The 15,499-nt window shown below is 66.1% G+C and carries 15 protein-coding genes; all 15 read left to right on the forward strand.

What is annotated here, in order from left to right; genetic code table 11:
- The first annotated feature begins 5 nt into the window (after positions 1-5).
- The 15 genes from rnpM (at position 6) to BM357_RS08050 (ending at position 15,471) form a co-directional block, all read left to right on the forward strand.
- Entirely contained in the window at positions 6-290 is a 285-nt protein-coding gene (gene rnpM, locus BM357_RS07980) for an RNase P modulator RnpM (protein WP_074951379.1), read from the forward strand.
- Entirely contained in the window at positions 280-744 is a 465-nt protein-coding gene (locus tag BM357_RS07985; RefSeq protein ID WP_074951381.1) for a L7Ae/L30e/S12e/Gadd45 family ribosomal protein, read from the forward strand. The genes rnpM and BM357_RS07985 overlap by 11 nt, the downstream gene beginning before the upstream one ends.
- Complete coding sequence (gene infB, locus BM357_RS07990) at positions 626-3,598, forward strand: translation initiation factor IF-2 (protein ID WP_245783896.1); 2,973 nt, start codon at positions 626-628, stop codon at positions 3,596-3,598. The genes BM357_RS07985 and infB overlap by 119 nt, the downstream gene beginning before the upstream one ends.
- A 56-nt stretch (positions 3,599-3,654) precedes the next feature.
- Positions 3,655-4,041, forward strand: coding sequence for a 30S ribosome-binding factor RbfA (rbfA, locus tag BM357_RS07995; protein WP_074951385.1), 387 nt, complete (start codon positions 3,655-3,657; stop codon positions 4,039-4,041).
- Positions 4,038-5,066 (forward strand): DHH family phosphoesterase, encoded by a 1,029-nt coding sequence (locus tag BM357_RS08000; RefSeq protein ID WP_074951387.1) that lies wholly within the window; start codon positions 4,038-4,040, stop codon positions 5,064-5,066. Before rbfA ends, BM357_RS08000 begins: the two co-directional genes overlap by 4 nt.
- Before the next feature lie 5 nt (positions 5,067-5,071).
- Complete coding sequence (gene truB / locus BM357_RS08005; protein ID WP_074951579.1) at positions 5,072-5,974, forward strand: tRNA pseudouridine(55) synthase TruB; 903 nt, start codon at positions 5,072-5,074, stop codon at positions 5,972-5,974.
- 3 nt (positions 5,975-5,977) lie between these two features.
- A complete protein-coding gene (locus BM357_RS08010; protein WP_074951389.1) occupies positions 5,978-6,919 on the forward strand; it encodes a bifunctional riboflavin kinase/FAD synthetase in 942 nt (313 codons plus the stop codon).
- 174 nt (positions 6,920-7,093) lie between these two features.
- Positions 7,094-7,360, forward strand: coding sequence for a 30S ribosomal protein S15 (rpsO, locus tag BM357_RS08015; RefSeq protein WP_029420462.1), 267 nt, complete (start codon positions 7,094-7,096; stop codon positions 7,358-7,360).
- Between the two features lie 176 nt (positions 7,361-7,536).
- A complete protein-coding gene (locus tag BM357_RS08020) occupies positions 7,537-9,765 on the forward strand; it encodes a polyribonucleotide nucleotidyltransferase (protein ID WP_074951582.1) in 2,229 nt (742 codons plus the stop codon).
- A 113-nt stretch (positions 9,766-9,878) separates the two neighbouring features.
- Positions 9,879-10,826, forward strand: a complete 948-nt coding sequence (locus BM357_RS08025; protein WP_074951392.1) for a polysaccharide deacetylase family protein — start codon at positions 9,879-9,881, stop codon at positions 10,824-10,826.
- Between the two features lie 98 nt (positions 10,827-10,924).
- Positions 10,925-12,178, forward strand: a complete 1,254-nt coding sequence (locus BM357_RS08030) for a M16 family metallopeptidase (protein ID WP_074951395.1) — start codon at positions 10,925-10,927, stop codon at positions 12,176-12,178.
- 77 nt (positions 12,179-12,255) lie between these two features.
- Positions 12,256-12,702 (forward strand): dUTP diphosphatase, encoded by a 447-nt coding sequence (gene dut / locus BM357_RS08035; RefSeq protein ID WP_074951585.1) that lies wholly within the window; start codon positions 12,256-12,258, stop codon positions 12,700-12,702.
- A gap of 188 nt (positions 12,703-12,890) precedes the next feature.
- Positions 12,891-13,781, forward strand: coding sequence for a dipicolinate synthase subunit DpsA (gene dpsA / locus BM357_RS08040; RefSeq protein ID WP_074951397.1), 891 nt, complete (start codon positions 12,891-12,893; stop codon positions 13,779-13,781).
- 23 nt (positions 13,782-13,804) lie between these two features.
- Entirely contained in the window at positions 13,805-14,407 is a 603-nt protein-coding gene (locus BM357_RS08045; RefSeq protein WP_074951399.1) for a dipicolinate synthase subunit B, read from the forward strand.
- 38 nt (positions 14,408-14,445) lie between these two features.
- A complete protein-coding gene (locus BM357_RS08050; RefSeq protein ID WP_074951401.1) occupies positions 14,446-15,471 on the forward strand; it encodes an aspartate-semialdehyde dehydrogenase in 1,026 nt (341 codons plus the stop codon).
- The last annotated feature ends 28 nt before the right edge of the window (positions 15,472-15,499 follow it).

Here is a 15,499-nt window from a genome sequence, read left to right on the forward strand (position 1 = left end):
TGGGCATGCAACGGCAGCGAAAACTGCCCTTGCGCAAATGCGTGGGGTGCCAGGGGATGTTCCCGAAGCGGGAATTGATCCGGGTGGTCCTGACGCCGGAGGAGCAGATCCTGCTCGATCCGACGGGCAAGCGCAACGGCCGCGGAGCGTATCTGTGCGCCAATCCGGACTGCCTGCGCCAGGCGCGCAAGCGCAAGTCGCTCGAACGGGCGCTGAAGCATCCCATCCCGGAAGGCGTGTATGACGAACTGGAGGCGAGGCTGGCGGAGGTGTCCCCGGGTGGCGCGTGAATCGCAGGCGGACCGGGCACGTGCGCGGGCTCTGGGTCTCCTGGGGCTGGCACAGCGCGCCGGCGGGATCATCGCGGGCAGCGATGCGGTGCTGGCGGCGTTTGGCAAGGGCCGGGTGCGATTGGTGCTGCTAGCGGCGGACGCGGGCGCGAATGCGGAGAAGAAGGTGCGCGACAAGTGCGCGTTTTACAGGATACAGATGGTCTCGTGTTTCGACCGGAACGAGTTGGGCCGCGCGCTGGGGCGCGGGCCGACCGTCATGGCGGGTGTGACCGACCCCGGGTTCACCGAGAAGCTGTTGCAGTACACGGGGGAATTCTGCGGGGGTGAAGCCTTTGACGAAACTGCGGGTGTACGAGTACGCAAAGCAATTGAACATGTCGAGCAAGGAGATCCTCACTATCCTCAACCGCCTCGACGTGCCCGTGGCCAACCACATGAGCGTGATGGATGACGATATGGTGAAAAAGGTCGAGCAGTTCTTCGCCGATGTCAAGCAACGAGCGGCTCAGCGCCATGCCACCGAGATGGAGCGTGAGTTGCGGGAGAAGCAGCGGGCGCGCGAGCGGGCGGCGCGTCTGGAACAACAGCGGCAGGAGCAGCAGGCGCGCGCGGATGGGCCGTATCGCAATGGCGGTTGGCGGGATGGCGCGCGGAAGAGCGGGCAAGAGAGCGCGACGGGATCCCAGGCACCGGCTCGGCCGGGGCGTCCGGATGCAGACCGCAGCAACGGACGGGCTGCGGCGGCGGGTGCGGGGGCCGCGGCCGAGCCGGCGGGCCGTCCTTCCGCGCCGGCAGGGGCAGCGCCCGGGTCGGCTGCTTCCGCAGCGGCGGAACGGGGAGACCGGCCGGCGGGCGGGCCGGCCGCCTCTCGGATGGAAGCGGGCCGCGTGGGTGACGCGCGCGCCCAGACGGGGGTTCGCACTGGGATGGATCGTGCCGATCGGCCAGGTCAGGATCGGAATGGACGCGGCGCGGACCGCAACGGAGGGGATCGCGGCGGCCGCGCATACGAGCGCAATGGAGGAGATCGCGGCGGCTACGACCGCGATGGACGGGCCGCGAGCGCGGGCGGCCGGAACTCGGCCGCACAGAGCGGGAGTGCCGGCATGGACCGCGGCCCGCGCGGCGGCCATGACCGCGACAGAAACGCCGGCGGGCGGCCCGCCGGCCGGGGGCCCGGCCGTGGTGCGGGCGGATCCGGCGGGGACCGCGGTCCTCGCGGCGGCTTCGGCGGCTCTGGCGGGGCTCGCGGCGGGGGCCGGCCCGGCGGTTTCACGGAAGGCCGGGATCGCGGCGCACGCGGGAATTTCGGCGGTGGCTTCGGCGGAGCCCGCGGTGGCGGCCGGCCGGGCGGCTTTGGCGGTGGCGCCGGCCGGGGGCCTGCCGCGGTGGCCCAGAAACCGGTGAGCCCGGCGTCGAAAGCCAAGGAAAAAGAGCGCGAGCGCGGGCATAAGGACTTCGACCGCGATCGCAAGGAGCGCTTCAACGAGGAGAAGCTGGTGCAGCGGGCCGGCGGCCGGCGCCGTGCGGGCAGCAATGGCCGAGCCGATGTGCCGAGCCAGGTGACCGTCGAAGGACCGATGACGGTCGGCGAGTTCGCGAAGCTGCTGCATCGCGAGGCGTCGGAGATCATCAAGAAGCTCCTGTTCCTCGGCGTCATGGCGACCATCAACCAGGAGATCGACACCGACGCGATGGAACTCATCGCCAGTGAATACGGGGTGGAGCTGGTCGTCAAGGAGCCGGTTGACGAAGAGGCCATCGATATGCTGGTCGAGGCGGACAATCCGGAGGACCTGGTGGCGCGGCCGCCGGTGGTCACCATCATGGGCCACGTCGACCACGGCAAGACGACCCTGCTCGACGCCATCCGCAAGAGCCGTGTCGTGGCGACGGAGGCGGGCGGCATCACGCAGCACATCGGCGCGTACCAGGTCGAGGTCGGCGGACGCAAGATCACGTTCCTCGACACGCCGGGCCACGAGGCGTTCACGACGATGCGGGCGCGCGGGGCCCAGGTGACCGACATCACCATCCTGGTGGTTGCCGCGGACGACGGGGTGATGCCGCAGACGGTGGAGGCCATCAACCACGCCAAAGCGGCCAACGTGCCCATCATCGTGGCGGTCAACAAGATCGACAAGCCGGAGGCCAACCCGGACCGGGTGAAGCAGGAGCTGACCCAATACGGCCTGGTGGCCGAGGAGTGGGGCGGCGACACGGTGTTCGTCAACATCTCGGCGCTCAAGAAGGAAGGGCTGGATCAGCTCCTCGAGATGGTCCTGTTGGTCGCTGACCTGCAGGATCTCAAGGCCAATCCGAAGGCTCGTCCGCGCGGCACGGTGATTGAGGCGAAGCTGGACCGGGGCCGGGGGCCGGTGGCGACCGTGCTGGTGCAGAACGGCACGCTCCGCGTGGGCGACATCGTCGTGGCCGGTACCACGTATGGCCGGGTTCGGGCGATGACGAATGACCTCGGCAAGCGCATCAAGGAAGCGGGCCCGTCCACCCCGGTGGAGATCCAGGGGCTGGGCGAGGTGCCGAGCGCGGGCGACCTGTTCGTGGTGTACGACGACGAGCGGGCTGCGCGCCAGTTGGTGCAGAAGCGCACCAATCGCGAGAAGGCGGAACAGATGCAGACCACGGCGCGCGTCACGTTGGACGACCTGTACCGCCAGATCCAGGAGGGCAATGTCAAGGAGCTCAACGTGATCGTCAAGGCGGACGTGCAGGGATCGGTGGAAGCCATCGTGGGGTCCATCGAGAAGATCGACGTCGCGGGCGTACGGGTGAAGGTGATCCACCGCGGGGTCGGCGCCATCACGGAGTCGGATGTGGCCTTGGCCAACGCGTCGAACGCCATCATCATCGGGTTCCAGGTGCGGCCGGACACCAATGCGGCACGCGCCGCCGAAGAGCACAAGGTGGACATCCGGCTGTACCGCGTGATTTACGACGTCACATCCGAGTTGGAGTCGGCCATGAAGGGCCTGCTCGAGCCCGAATTCAAGGAGGTCGTGCTGGGCCACGCGGAGGTCCGCCAGGTGTTCCACATCTCCAAGGTGGGCACGGTCGCCGGGTGTTACGTCACGGACGGCAAATTGACGCGTGACGCGGAGTGCCGCCTCGTCCGCAACGGGGTCGTGGTGTATGAAGGCAAACTCGACTCGCTCAAACGCTTCAAGGATGATGTCCGGGAGGTTGCCAGCGGGTTCGAGTGCGGCCTGACGCTGGAGCGGTTCAACGACATCAAGGTTGGCGACGTCGTCGAAGCCTTTAAAATGGAGGCTGTCAAGCCAGAATAAAGGCGGTTGACACATGAATCGCCCCGGCCTGCCGGCCGTGGCGAGGGGGGAAATGTATGTCCCGGATCCGCGCGCAACGCGTGGCGGAGCAGATGAAAAAGGAGATTGCGGAACTGATGCGCACCGAGCTCAAGGATCCGCGCATCGGTTTCGCCACCATCACCCGTGTCGAAGTGGCGGGGGACCTTCAGCACGCCAAGGTGTTTGTCAGCGTGTTCGGCGACGCGGACGCCAAGCAGGGGACCATGGAGGCGCTTTCGCGTGCCGCCGGGTTCCTCCGCGGGGAGGTCGCGCGGCGCCTGCGCATGCGCGTGGCGCCGGAGCTGGTCTTCCGCTTGGATGAGTCGGGCGAGTACAGCGCGCACATTGAGACGGTGATCCGTCAGTTGCACAGCACGTCCAGACCGGCGCCGGCGGATACCTCCGAGGAGGAACGCTCATGAACGGCAGCGAGACGGCCCGCGGGTCTCAGACTTGGGAACCAGCGCCTCGCCGCGGAGAGGAACTGATTCAGGTGGCCGAGGCCGTCCGCCAGGCGGACGACTGGTTGATTGTCACCCACGAGCGGCCGGACGGCGACGCCGTGGGAAGCGCCCTCGCCATGGCGCACGTGCTCAGCGCCCTGGGAAAATCGTGGCAGTTCGTGGTGGAGGAGCCACTGCCGAAGCGGTTTTCGTTTTTGCCGATGTTCTCTTTGGCCTACCCGATTTCCAACGGGATCGACCGGCAGTTTCAAAACGTGGTCGCGGTCGATTGTGCGGACCGCGGCCGGTTCGAGAAACTGTGGGGCGTGATTGCGGACGGCGCGCGCATCGTGAACATCGACCATCACCAGACGAATCCCCGCTACGGCACCGCCTGGCTGGTCGACGAACAGGCGGCGGCCACGTGCGAGCTGGTCTATCACGTCGTGCGCCAACTGCAGATCCCATTGACGGCCGACCTGGCGACGTGCCTGTACACCGGCATCTTGACCGACACCGGCGGTTTTTCCCTGCCCAACACGACGCGCGAGGTGCACCAGATCGCGGCCGAACTGGTGGCGGCGGGTGTGCGCCCGTACGATGTCGCCGAGCCGGCGCTGGAGTCCAGGACGTGGCCGCAGATGCGGCTCATCCAGATGGCCCTGAACAACCTGACCGTGTCGGAGGACGGGCGCTACGCCATCGTGTACGTCACCGAAGGGATGTTGGAAGGGGCCGGCTGCACGGACGACGACACGCAGGTGCTGGTCAACTTTCCGCGCAGCATCGACACCGTCGAGGTGGGAGCGCTGTTCCGCGAGATCGGGGGCGGACGGGTGAAGGTCTCCCTGCGGTCCAAGCGGACGGTGGACGTCTCCCGGATCGCCCAACACTGGGGAGGCGGCGGCCACGTGCGGGCGGCGGCCTGCGTGCTGACCTGCGATCTCCCGGAAGCCATCGATCAGGTGTGCGCCCGCATCGAAGAGGCGCTGGCGGAGGCGTGAGCGGCTTGCCGTCCGGAGTGCTCGTATTGGACAAGCCGGCAGGGTTGACGTCGCACGACGTGGTGGACGGCGTGCGTAAGGTGTTGGGCACGCGGCGTGTGGGTCATGCCGGGACGCTCGATCCGGACGTCACCGGCGTCCTCGTGATCTGCGTGGGAGAGGCCACCCGGTTGTTGGAATTTGCGGCGGCCGAGGAGAAGCAGTACGAAGGCGTCATCGCCTTCGGGCGGGCGACCGACACAGACGATGCGACGGGCCGGGTGGTGGCTGAGGCCGACGCGAGCCGGCTCGACGAGGCGGTGGTTCGGGAGGCGGCGACCGCTCTCGTGGGGGACGTCGAACAGGCGGTGCCCCTGTACGCCGCGGTGCGCGTGGGCGGCAAGCGCCTCTACGAATACGCCCGCAGCGGCGAGCCGGTGGAACCCCCGGTGCGCCGGGTGCGCATCGAAGAATTGGCGGTCCTGTGGTTTCGTCCAGGGGCCATCGCGGAGGCGGGCTTCCGCGTGCGCTGTTCCAAGGGGACGTATGTGCGCGCGCTGTGCCGGGATTGGGGCCGGCTGGCCGGCGTTCCGGCCCACATGCGGTCGTTGCGCCGGACGGCGTCCGGCCATTTCCAGATTGGTGAGGCGGTGGACTTTGACCACTGGCGGCAATCCCCCGATCCGGCCGCGTATCTCTTGCCGCCGGCGGAAGCGTTGCGCGGGTGGCCGCGAATCGCCGTGACGGAAGAGGAAGCCGCGAAACTCGCCCAGGGTCAGCGCGTGGTCTCAGGCATCCGGGTACCCGGGGGCTCGCTCGCAGCGTGCGTCACCACCGGCGGGGAGCTGGTGGCGGTCGTGCAGGCGGAAGGGCCGCCGGGAGCGCAGCGGTTGCGCCCGAAGAAAGTATTCTGGAAAAAGGAACGGTAGCCTATGGAGTGCATCGTCGTCTCGGGACGGCCGCCCAAGAGCGATGGGCCGCAGGTTCTGGCCATCGGCAAATTTGACGGGATCCACATCGGGCATCAGGCGATCCTGCGCGAGGCGCAACGGCACCGCAACGGGGCTCTGCTCTCCGTGATGAGCATCTGGCCGCATCCTGCCTGGGTGTTCGCGCAAAAGCCGGGATACGACCGGAGCTTGACGCCGCTGCCGGAGAAGATTCGGATCCTGGCGGGTTTCGGCGTGCAGCGGTTGTACGATGTGCAGTTTTCGAAGGACTACGCCCGGACGCCTGCGGAGGTGTTCGTCCGGGAGCACTTGGCGTCGCTCCGTCTGCAGCGGGTGGTGGTCGGCTTCGATTTCCACTTCGGGCAGGGCGGGAGCGCGGATGCCTCGGACCTGTCCCGGATGTGCGCCGAGATGGGGGTTCCGGTGAGCATCGTGCAGCCGGTGGAAGCCGGCGGGGTGAAGGTCAGCAGCTCTCGTGTCCGGGCATTGTTGGCCCACGGGCGCGTCGAGGCGGCGGAGGCGTTGCTCGGCCGTCCGTACAGCGTGACGGGGAAGGTGGTCCACGGCGACGCCATTGGGCGGACCATCGGATTCCCGACGGCCAATCTGGACGGACTGGACGACTACGTCCTGCCTGCGCCCGGCGTGTACGCCGTGGCCGTCGAGGTGTTGGGGGAGCCGTCAGGTGTTGTGCACTGGTTCGGCGTCCTCAACGCCGGTTACCGGCCCACGGTCGACGGGCGAAAGTACCGCATGGAGGTCCATCTGCTCGATTTCTCCGGAGACCTCTATGGACGCGAGCTTCGCGTATCCTTCCTGCGCAAGGTCCGGGACGAGCAGAAATTCCCCGGCCTGGATGCGCTGAAGGCCCAGATTAAGCGGGACGTCACGTTTGCGCGGCAGGTGCTCGGCGCCTCCGAATGACGCGGCTTGGCCGCGTTGCGGTCAGCCGGAGGTGTGGTATAATGGGTGGGTCCCATACAACGAAGCGGCAGCGGAATCGCGCAGAGGGACAGGAACTGCCTCGTGGATGTGCGTTTCCTCCAACGGCATCTCCGTGGCAGGGATTCGCTTCGTCAACGAAGGAGGATCATCCCTGTGCTGACTCAAGAGGACAAGAAGCAGATCGTCGAGAAGTACCGCTTGCACGAATCGGACACGGGTTCTCCGGAGGTTCAGATTGCCATCCTGACGGAACGCATCAACCAACTCACCGAGCATTTCCGTGTCCATAAGAAGGACCATCACTCGAAGCGCGGTCTGTACAAGATGATTGGCCGCCGCGCGCACCTGTTGAACTACCTGCGCAAGAAGGACATCAACCGCTACCGGCAGTTGATCCAGTCGCTCGGTCTTCGAAAGTAACGGCGGGCTTCGGCCCGCTTGTTTTACATTCTCACGCGTTTTGCGCCCCGTGCGGATGGGAAGGCCGGACTCACTTGCCGTTCGGACGGAGACAATATACATAATGGTATGGACAGCATGGAATGGATCATGGCGCACAACCGCCACGGGCAGATCAGAGGAGGATGTTGGAACTGATGTACAAGAGACACGAGTTTATGGTGGCCGGCCGCCCGATGGTGCTGGAGACCGGCAAGTTGGCCAAACAGGCCACAGCCGCCGTCAACGTCCGCTACGGAGACACGGTGGTGCTGGCGACGGTGACCGCTTCGAAAGAGCCGAAGGAACTCGACTTTTTTCCGTTGACGGTGAACTATGAGGAGCGGTTCTACGCGGTCGGCAAGATCCCGGGCGGTTTCATCAAACGGGAGGGGCGTCCCAGCGAGAAGGCGGTGTTGGCCTCGCGCCTCATCGATCGCCCGATTCGCCCCCTGTTTCCGGACGGGTTTCGCAACGAGGTGCAGGTGGTCGACCTGGTGATGTCGGTGGACCAGGACTGCGCCCCGGAGATCGCGGCGATGATCGGGACGTCCGCGGCCCTGACCATCTCCGACATCCCGTTCGCGGGGCCGATTGCGGGCGTCATCGTCGGACGGGTGGACGGCGAGTTCGTCATCAACCCGACCGTCGCCCAGGCGGAGCGGAGCGAGATGCACCTGGTCGTCGCGGGGACAAAGGACGCCATCGTGATGGTCGAGGCAGGCGCCAACGAGGTCCCCGAATCCGTCATTCTGGAGGCCATCCTGTTCGGCCACGAGGCCGTGAAGACCATCATCCGGGAGATTGAGGTGTTCGCGGAGGACGTTGCGCAGCCGAAGCGGGAAGTGGTGCTGCAGACGGTCGATCCGGAGCTGAATCAGGTCATCCGCGCCTTTGCGACGGAGAAGATCAAGGCCGCCGTCCGGAATCCTGACAAGCAGGCACGGGAGGCGGCGGTGGACGCGGTCGGCGCGGAGGTGCACGAGGCGTTCGCGGAGCAGTACCCGGAACGGGACAAGGAGATCGACGACATCCTGCACGACATCCTGAAGGAAGAGGTGCGCTCCGCCATCTTGTACGAAGGCATCCGGCCGGACGGGCGGCGCCTGGACGAGATCCGGCCCATCTCCTGCGAGGTGGGGCTGCTGCCGCGCGCACACGGGTCGGGGCTGTTCACGCGCGGGCAGACGCAGGCGTTGTCGGTGTGCACGCTGGGGGCGCTGGGAGACGAGCAAATCCTCGACGGGCTTGACCTCGAGGAGTCCAACCGGTACATGCATCACTACAACTTCCCGCCTTTCAGCGTCGGTGAGGCCCGGCCCTTGCGCGCCCCGAGCCGCCGTGACATCGGCCACGGGGCGTTGGGCGAACGGGCGCTCGATCCGGTCATTCCCCCGCCGGAGGAATTTCCGTACGCCATCCGCGTCGTGTCCGAGATCTTGGAATCCAACGGATCGACCTCGCAGGCCAGCATCTGCGGCAGCACCATGGCCCTCATGGACGCGGGCGTGCCCATCAAGGCGCCGGTGGCCGGCATCGCCATGGGCCTGGTGAAAGAGGGAGATCAGGTGGCCATCCTCACGGACATCCAGGGCCTGGAGGATCACCTGGGAGACATGGACTTCAAGGTCGCCGGGACGGCACGCGGCGTGACGGCGTTGCAGATGGACATCAAGATCGCCGGGATTGACCGCGACATCCTGGAACGGGCGCTGAATCAGGCGCATGAGGGACGGCTGTTCATCCTCGGCAAGATGGCGGAAGCCATCGCGGCGCCGCGGCCGGAACTGTCCAAGTTCGCGCCGCGCGTGGTGGCCATCCACATCCACCCGGACAAGATTCGGGACGTCATCGGGCCCGGCGGCCGGGTGATCAACAAGATCATCGACGAGACCGGTGTCAAGATCGACATCGAGCAGGACGGGACCGTGTACATCTCTAGCCCTGACAAGGCGGGCCTTGAAGCGGCGAAGGAGCACATCCTGAACATCACCCGCGAGGTCGAAGTGGGCAAGACGTATCTCGGCAAAGTGACGCGCGTCGAGAAGTACGGGGCGTTCGTCGAGGTGTTGCCCGGCAAGGAAGGTCTGGTCCATGTCTCGCAACTCGACCTGGGCCGCGTGGCGAAGGTGGAGGACGTGTGCCAGGTCGGCGACGAGATCATGGTCAAGGTGACCGAGATCGACAGCCAGGGGCGCATCAACCTGTCCCGGAAGGAAGCGCTGCGCGAGAGCGGCCAGGTGCCGGCGGAGGCGGGGCCGCAGCGCGGAGAGCGCGCAGACCGGCCGGATCGGCGGCCCAACACCAGCCGGCCGGGGTCGAGGCCGGACGCCAAGCCGCGGGCGGATGCAAGGCCGCGGCCGGGTGCGCGGACCGGGTTACGTTGACGGGACGTTTCCATACCGGGCCAACATCCTTCCTGAATGGGTCAGGAAGGATTTTTCGTCTGTTTGGGGCACGCTAGCGACAGCGATGCACGCAGACGGGGGGATGATCCGGGATGAGACTGGCATTGTTCGCGCTTGCATGGGCGGCGGTCGCGGCCTCGCCGGCGCCGCTCCAAGGGGTGGCCGCTGTCACCCAACCCCACGCCGAGACCCATCCGCTGTCCCAGCAACTGGTCCGTGTGGCGGAGGCGCTTGACCAACCGCCGGTCGACGCGCGGGTCGATCGCGTTTGGCACGCCATCCCCGGGCTGTGCGGCTGGGTGCTCGACGTTCCCCAGAGCGAGCGCGACACGCGGACTGCCCGTGATGGACGGCTGCACCTGGTGTGGCGTAGCGCGCCGCCCGAAAGACGGTTGGCCGACCTGCCGCCCGAGCCCATCTACCGTGGGCCGAAGGAGGAGAAGTCGGCCAGTCTGATGTTCAACGTCTCCTGGGGCGAGGAATCCATCCCCGCAATTCTCCAAACCCTCCGGCGGTCGGGGGTCAAGGCCACCTTTTTCCTGGACGGGGACTGGGTGGACAAACATCCGGACCTGGCCAAGCGCATTGCGGCGGAGGGCCATGCCATCGGGAGCCACGGCAGGGGACATCCCGATTACCGGCGCCTCTCCGCGGCGGCTCAAGCGCAGAATATGGCCAGCACGAATGCCTCGCTGCGGCATACGTTGGGGACGACGACCGATTTGTTCGCGCCGCCGGCGGGGAGCTACGACGGCCGGACGGTGGCGGCGGCCCGGCGGCAGGGGATGTACACCATCCTGTGGACCCTCGACACCATCGACTGGAGAAAGCCGCCCGCCGATGTGATTGTGCGGCGCGTGCAACAGGGTCTGGAGCCGGGGGTGCTCATCCTCATGCATCCGACACCGCAAACGGCCGACGCGTTGCCGCGCATCCTGGAGACCCTGGAGAAGTCGGGCTACCGGTTGAAGACGGTGGAGGCGGTGGTGCATGAGCAACGGGCCTCGGCACCGCCACCGGTGCTTCGTTCCGGCCCGTGATCCTTGAGCCGGGCGGCGCCGGTTTGATATAGTGAACTCGCTTGTACGTGCGGCAGGCGTTGGACCGTTCGGCGCACGCTGGCGGGGAGGACTGGGAGATGGCGTATAAGACGACGCTGGCAAATGGCATCCGGGTCGTGGGCGAGGAGATCCCCACGATGCGATCAGTCAGCATCGGACTTTGGATCGGCACCGGGTCGCGGTACGAGAACCCGAAAAACAACGGCATCAGTCATTTTTTGGAACACCTGTTGTTCAAGGGGACGGAACGGTACTCGGCCAGGGAACTGGCGGAGGTATTCGACGGAATCGGCGGCCAGGTGAACGCCTTCACGTCGAAAGAATACACGTGTTTCTATGCCAAGGTGCTCGACGAACACTTCGAGACGGCGGTCGACACGCTGGCTGACATGCTCCTGCACTCGCAGTTCGCACCGGAGGAGATGGAGAAGGAGAAGAAGGTCGTCATCGAGGAGATCCGGATGTACGAGGATACCCCGGATGAGCTGGTGATGGACGTGCTTGCGTCCGGGGTCTACGGTTCCCATCCGTTGGGATATACCATCCTGGGCCGCGAAGAGAACCTGTTGTCGTTTTCGCGCGCCGACATTCAGCGGTACGTGCAGGCACACTATACGCCCGACAACATCGTCATCGCCGTCGCCGGAAACGTGCCGGAGCAGCGGGCGGTGGCGACGGTGGAACGTCATTTCGGGCAGGCCTTCCCGGCTGCACCCCGCGGTGAGCAGCTGGGGCTCGCGGTGCCGGGCTTCGCCCGCGAGGTGCACGTGCGCCGGAAGGACACGGAGCAGGTGCACGTGTGCCTGGCGGTGTCTGGCCTGCCGGTGGGCGATCCGCGTCTGTACGCCCTGGTGTTGCTGAACAACGCGCTCGGGAATTCCCCGAGTTCGCGCCTGTTCCAGGAGATCCGCGAAGAGAGAGGGCTCGCCTATTCGGTCTTCTCGTTTCACTCTGCCTACCGGGACTGCGGCATGTTCGGCGTGTATGCCGGGACGTCGCCGGAGACGGTGGCGGAAGTGCTCACTCTGGTGCGCGGCATCTGCGCCCAGTTGGCTGAAGAGGGCTTGACCGAGGAGGAGTTGCGCAAGGGCAAGGAGCAGGTGAAAGGCTCCATGATGCTGAGCCTGGAGAGTACGAGCAGCCGAATGAGCCGTCTCGGCAAGAACGAGCTGTTGCTCGGGCGGGAGGTCACCCTGGACGAAACGCTGGACGGAATCACCGCGGTCACCGTGGATGACGTGCGGCAGGTGGCGCGGGACATCCTGCAGCAGAAATTCGCCATCGCTGCGGTGGGGCCCGTGGACGGCGAGGAGCTGGAGCGGTTCCAATGAAGCGGACGCCATCCGAGTCAGCGGAGATCCGGATCTCTGCCGAGACGGCCGGCCCCGGGCGCGCGGACGCGGCGGAGCTGACGGTTCAGTACCGCGTAGTCTCCGACCTGTTCCGCCCTGACTACGTGCCGCGCTACGCCACGGCGGGGGCGGCCGGGATGGATCTTCACGCGTGCATCCGGGAGCCGTTGACGCTGGCCCCGGGCGCCCGGGTGCGGGTGCCAACCGGGATCGCGCTGCAGTTCCCCCACGCGGGGGTGGTCGGTTTGGTGTACGCGCGCAGCGGTTTGGCGTGGCGGCACGGCATCGGGTTGCCCAACGGCGTCGGCGTGATCGACAGCGACTACACGGGCGAGATTCAGGTGCTCTTGACCAACTTCGCCGATGTGCCGTTCGTCATCCACCCTGGGGATCGCATCGCCCAAATCGTGTTTGCCCCCGTGTACATCGCCCGTCTGCAGGAGGTGGAAACGTTCACGCCGACGGCGCGCGGCGAACGCGGTTTTGGCTCCACCGGCGTCTGACGGGCGCAGCTGATGGAAATGACTTGGTGAGGACACCGAGGGTGCTCAGGCACCCGCCGGTGTCTTTTTTGTGTGCAGGGGGGCGCGGCGCGGAGTGTCTTGCGTCGCACAAACGAAGCGTAGCGCCCGCCCACACCGACACATACATTACAGCAGCGAAAATCTGCGACGGGGAAGGGGATGGACAGATGCTCACAGGCCGCAAGCTGGTGTTCGTCGGCGGGGACGCCCGGATGATTGAGGTGGTCGCCCAGGCGACCGAACTGGACGCCAGCGCCACGTTGATCGGTTTCGATCACCTGCAGCGCACCTTCGTGGAGACGGTCAAGGCGCAGCCGCATCCGGACGTCTTCGCAGACGCCGACGCCGTGGTGCTGCCAATTGCCGGGATGGAAGACGACGGGCGGGTGGACTCCAAGTTCAGCGACGCGCCCATTCGCCTGACCAACGAACACTTTGCGGCGCTGCGTCCGGGTACGTTCGTGTTTTCGGGAATCGGCCGCCCGACGTTGGAACAGTGGTGCGCGACGTATCAACTTCGTCTGGTCAAGCTGATGGAGCTGGACGAGGTGGCCATCCTCAACTCCATTCCGACGGCGGAAGGGGCCATCGCCATGGCCATGGAACACACCGACATGACCATCCACGGGTCCAGCATCGCGGTGTTGGGATTCGGCCGATGCGGGGTCACCTTGGCCCGGCTCCTCGCCGCCTTGGGGGCGAAGGTCCGCGTGGCGGCGCGCAAGCCGGCGCATGTGGCGCGCATCCGCGAGATGGGCCTTCAGCCCGTGGACATTCGCCGTCTGGCCGAAGCCCTCACGGATGTCGACGTGATTTTCAACACGGTCCCCGAGCTCATTCTGACGGCGGCCGTCCTGGCGCACGTGCCCAAGGAATGCGTGATCATCGACATCGCCTCGAAACCGGGAGGCACCGACTTTCGCTACGCCGAGCGGCGCGGGATGAAGGCCATTCTGGCACCGAGCCTGCCGGGCCTCGTCGCGCCCAAGACCGCCGGCCGCATCATCGCCGACACGCTGTGCCGCATCCTCGCGTCGGAGAACGGAGAACGGTCCTGACGAATCCTGGGGGAGGGAACATCATGGAATTGACAGGGAAGACCATCGGTTTTGCCGTGACGGGATCGCACTGCACGTATGAAGAGGTATTCCCGGCCATCCGGCGTCTCGTCGAGCTGGGGGTGCAGGTGGTGCCGATCTTCTCCAATACGGTCCTCGAAGTGAGCACGCGGTTCGGAGAAGCCGGCGTGTGGGCCGAGAAGATTGAGGAAGTGACGGGCAGACAGGCCATCACCACCATCCCGGAGGCCGAGCCGCTCGGCCCGTCGAAGCTGCTCGACGCCCTGGTGATTGCACCGTGCACCGGCAATACCCTCAGCCGGTTGGCCAATGCCGCGACAGACTCGGCGGTGCTGATGGCCGCGAAGGCGACCCTGCGCAACGACCGGCCGGTCGTCATCGCCATCTCCACGAATGACGGGTTGGGGCTCAATCTATTCAACATCGCCAAACTGATCAACATGAAAAATATTTTCTTCGTTCCGTTTGGGCAGGATGCGCCGCATGTTAAAATGAATTCACTGGTTTCGTCGATGTCTCTCATCCCTGCCACCTGCGAGGCCGCGCTGGAAAAGCGCCAGCTTCAACCGCTTCTGATTGAGCGTTGGCGCGAGGCGCGCGCGTGACTGGTCTCGCCGACTCAACCCGAGAAGGAGATTGGCGCATGCAAAAGAAGGACACATACAACGTTGCGGTGCTGGGCGCTACGGGTGCCGTGGGACGGGCCATGCTGGAGACCTTGGAGCGGCGGGATTTCCCGGTCGGGGAACTTCGCCTGTTGGCTTCACCCCGTTCGGCCGGCCAGGTCCTGTCTTTCCGCGGAAGATCGTACCCGGTTCAGGCTGCGGAGGAATCGGCTTTCGAGGGCATCGACATCGCGCTGTTCAGCGCAGGTGCTTCTGCGAGTCAGGTCTTCGCGCCGATGGCGGTTCGCCAGGGCGCTGTCGTCGTGGACAACAGCAGCGCGTTTCGGATGCAGGAGGATGTCCCCCTCGTGGTGCCCGAGGTCAATCCGCACGCCGTCGCCTGGCACAAGGGCATCATCGCGAATCCGAACTGTTCCACCATCCAGCTGGTGGTGGCGTTGAAGCCATTGGCGGAGTTGGGCCTGGACCATGTCACCGTCTCCACCTATCAGGCGGTCAGCGGGATGGGGCAGAAAGCCATTGACGCGTTGATGGCGGAGACGGAGGGCCGCGATCCGCAGCACACGACGTTGTTCCCGGTGGCCAGCCAACCGCAGCACCACCGGATGGCGTTCAACGTCCTGCCGCAGTGCGACGTCTTTCTCGACAACGACTACACAAAAGAAGAGATGAAGTTGGTGAACGAATCGCGCAAGATCCTGGAACTCCCCGAGCTTCGGGTGAGCCCGACGGCGGTGCGGGTGCCCGTGGTGTACGGACACTCCGAGGCCGTGCGCGTGCGTTTCACCCGGCCGGTGTCGGCCGCGGAGGTCCGGGCGCGACTCGAGGGTGCGCCCGGCGTGGTGGTCGTCGATGATCCGGCGCAGGCCCTGTACCCGCATCCGCTGATGGCGGCGGGAACGGGGGAGACGTACGTCGGCCGCATCCGGCAGGACCTCGCGGACGATCACGCCGTCTTGATGTTCGTGGTCGCCGACAATCTGCTCAAGGGCGCTGCCTGGAATGCGGTGCAGATTGCCGAGCTGCTGATTCGGGGCGCGTGACAGGCGCGGCGGCGACAGCGGAAGGAAG

It is taken from the genome of Paenalicyclobacillus macrosporangiidus, from assembly GCF_900116805.1.
In the GTDB taxonomy this organism is placed as follows: Bacteria; Bacillota; Bacilli; order Alicyclobacillales; family Alicyclobacillaceae; genus Alicyclobacillus_H; species Alicyclobacillus_H macrosporangiidus.

Excerpts from the sequence above, each read along its gene's own strand:
- dpsA (WP_074951397.1), top strand. The coding sequence starts at position 12,891 with ATGCTCACAGGCCGCAAGCTGGTGTTCGTCGGCGGGGACGCCCGGATG.
- BM357_RS08045 (WP_074951399.1), top strand. The coding sequence starts at position 13,805 with ATGGAATTGACAGGGAAGACCATCGGTTTTGCCGTGACGGGATCGCAC.
- BM357_RS08050 (WP_074951401.1), top strand. The coding sequence starts at position 14,446 with ATGCAAAAGAAGGACACATACAACGTTGCGGTGCTGGGCGCTACGGGT.
- rnpM (WP_074951379.1), top strand. The coding sequence starts at position 6 with ATGCAACGGCAGCGAAAACTGCCCTTGCGCAAATGCGTGGGGTGCCAG.
- BM357_RS08000 (WP_074951387.1), top strand. The coding sequence starts at position 4,038 with ATGAACGGCAGCGAGACGGCCCGCGGGTCTCAGACTTGGGAACCAGCG.
- BM357_RS08025 (WP_074951392.1), top strand. The coding sequence starts at position 9,879 with ATGAGACTGGCATTGTTCGCGCTTGCATGGGCGGCGGTCGCGGCCTCG.
- BM357_RS08030 (WP_074951395.1), top strand. The coding sequence starts at position 10,925 with ATGGCGTATAAGACGACGCTGGCAAATGGCATCCGGGTCGTGGGCGAG.
- rbfA (WP_074951385.1), top strand. The coding sequence starts at position 3,655 with ATGTCCCGGATCCGCGCGCAACGCGTGGCGGAGCAGATGAAAAAGGAG.
- BM357_RS08020 (WP_074951582.1), top strand. The coding sequence starts at position 7,537 with ATGTACAAGAGACACGAGTTTATGGTGGCCGGCCGCCCGATGGTGCTG.
- BM357_RS08010 (WP_074951389.1), top strand. The coding sequence starts at position 5,978 with ATGGAGTGCATCGTCGTCTCGGGACGGCCGCCCAAGAGCGATGGGCCG.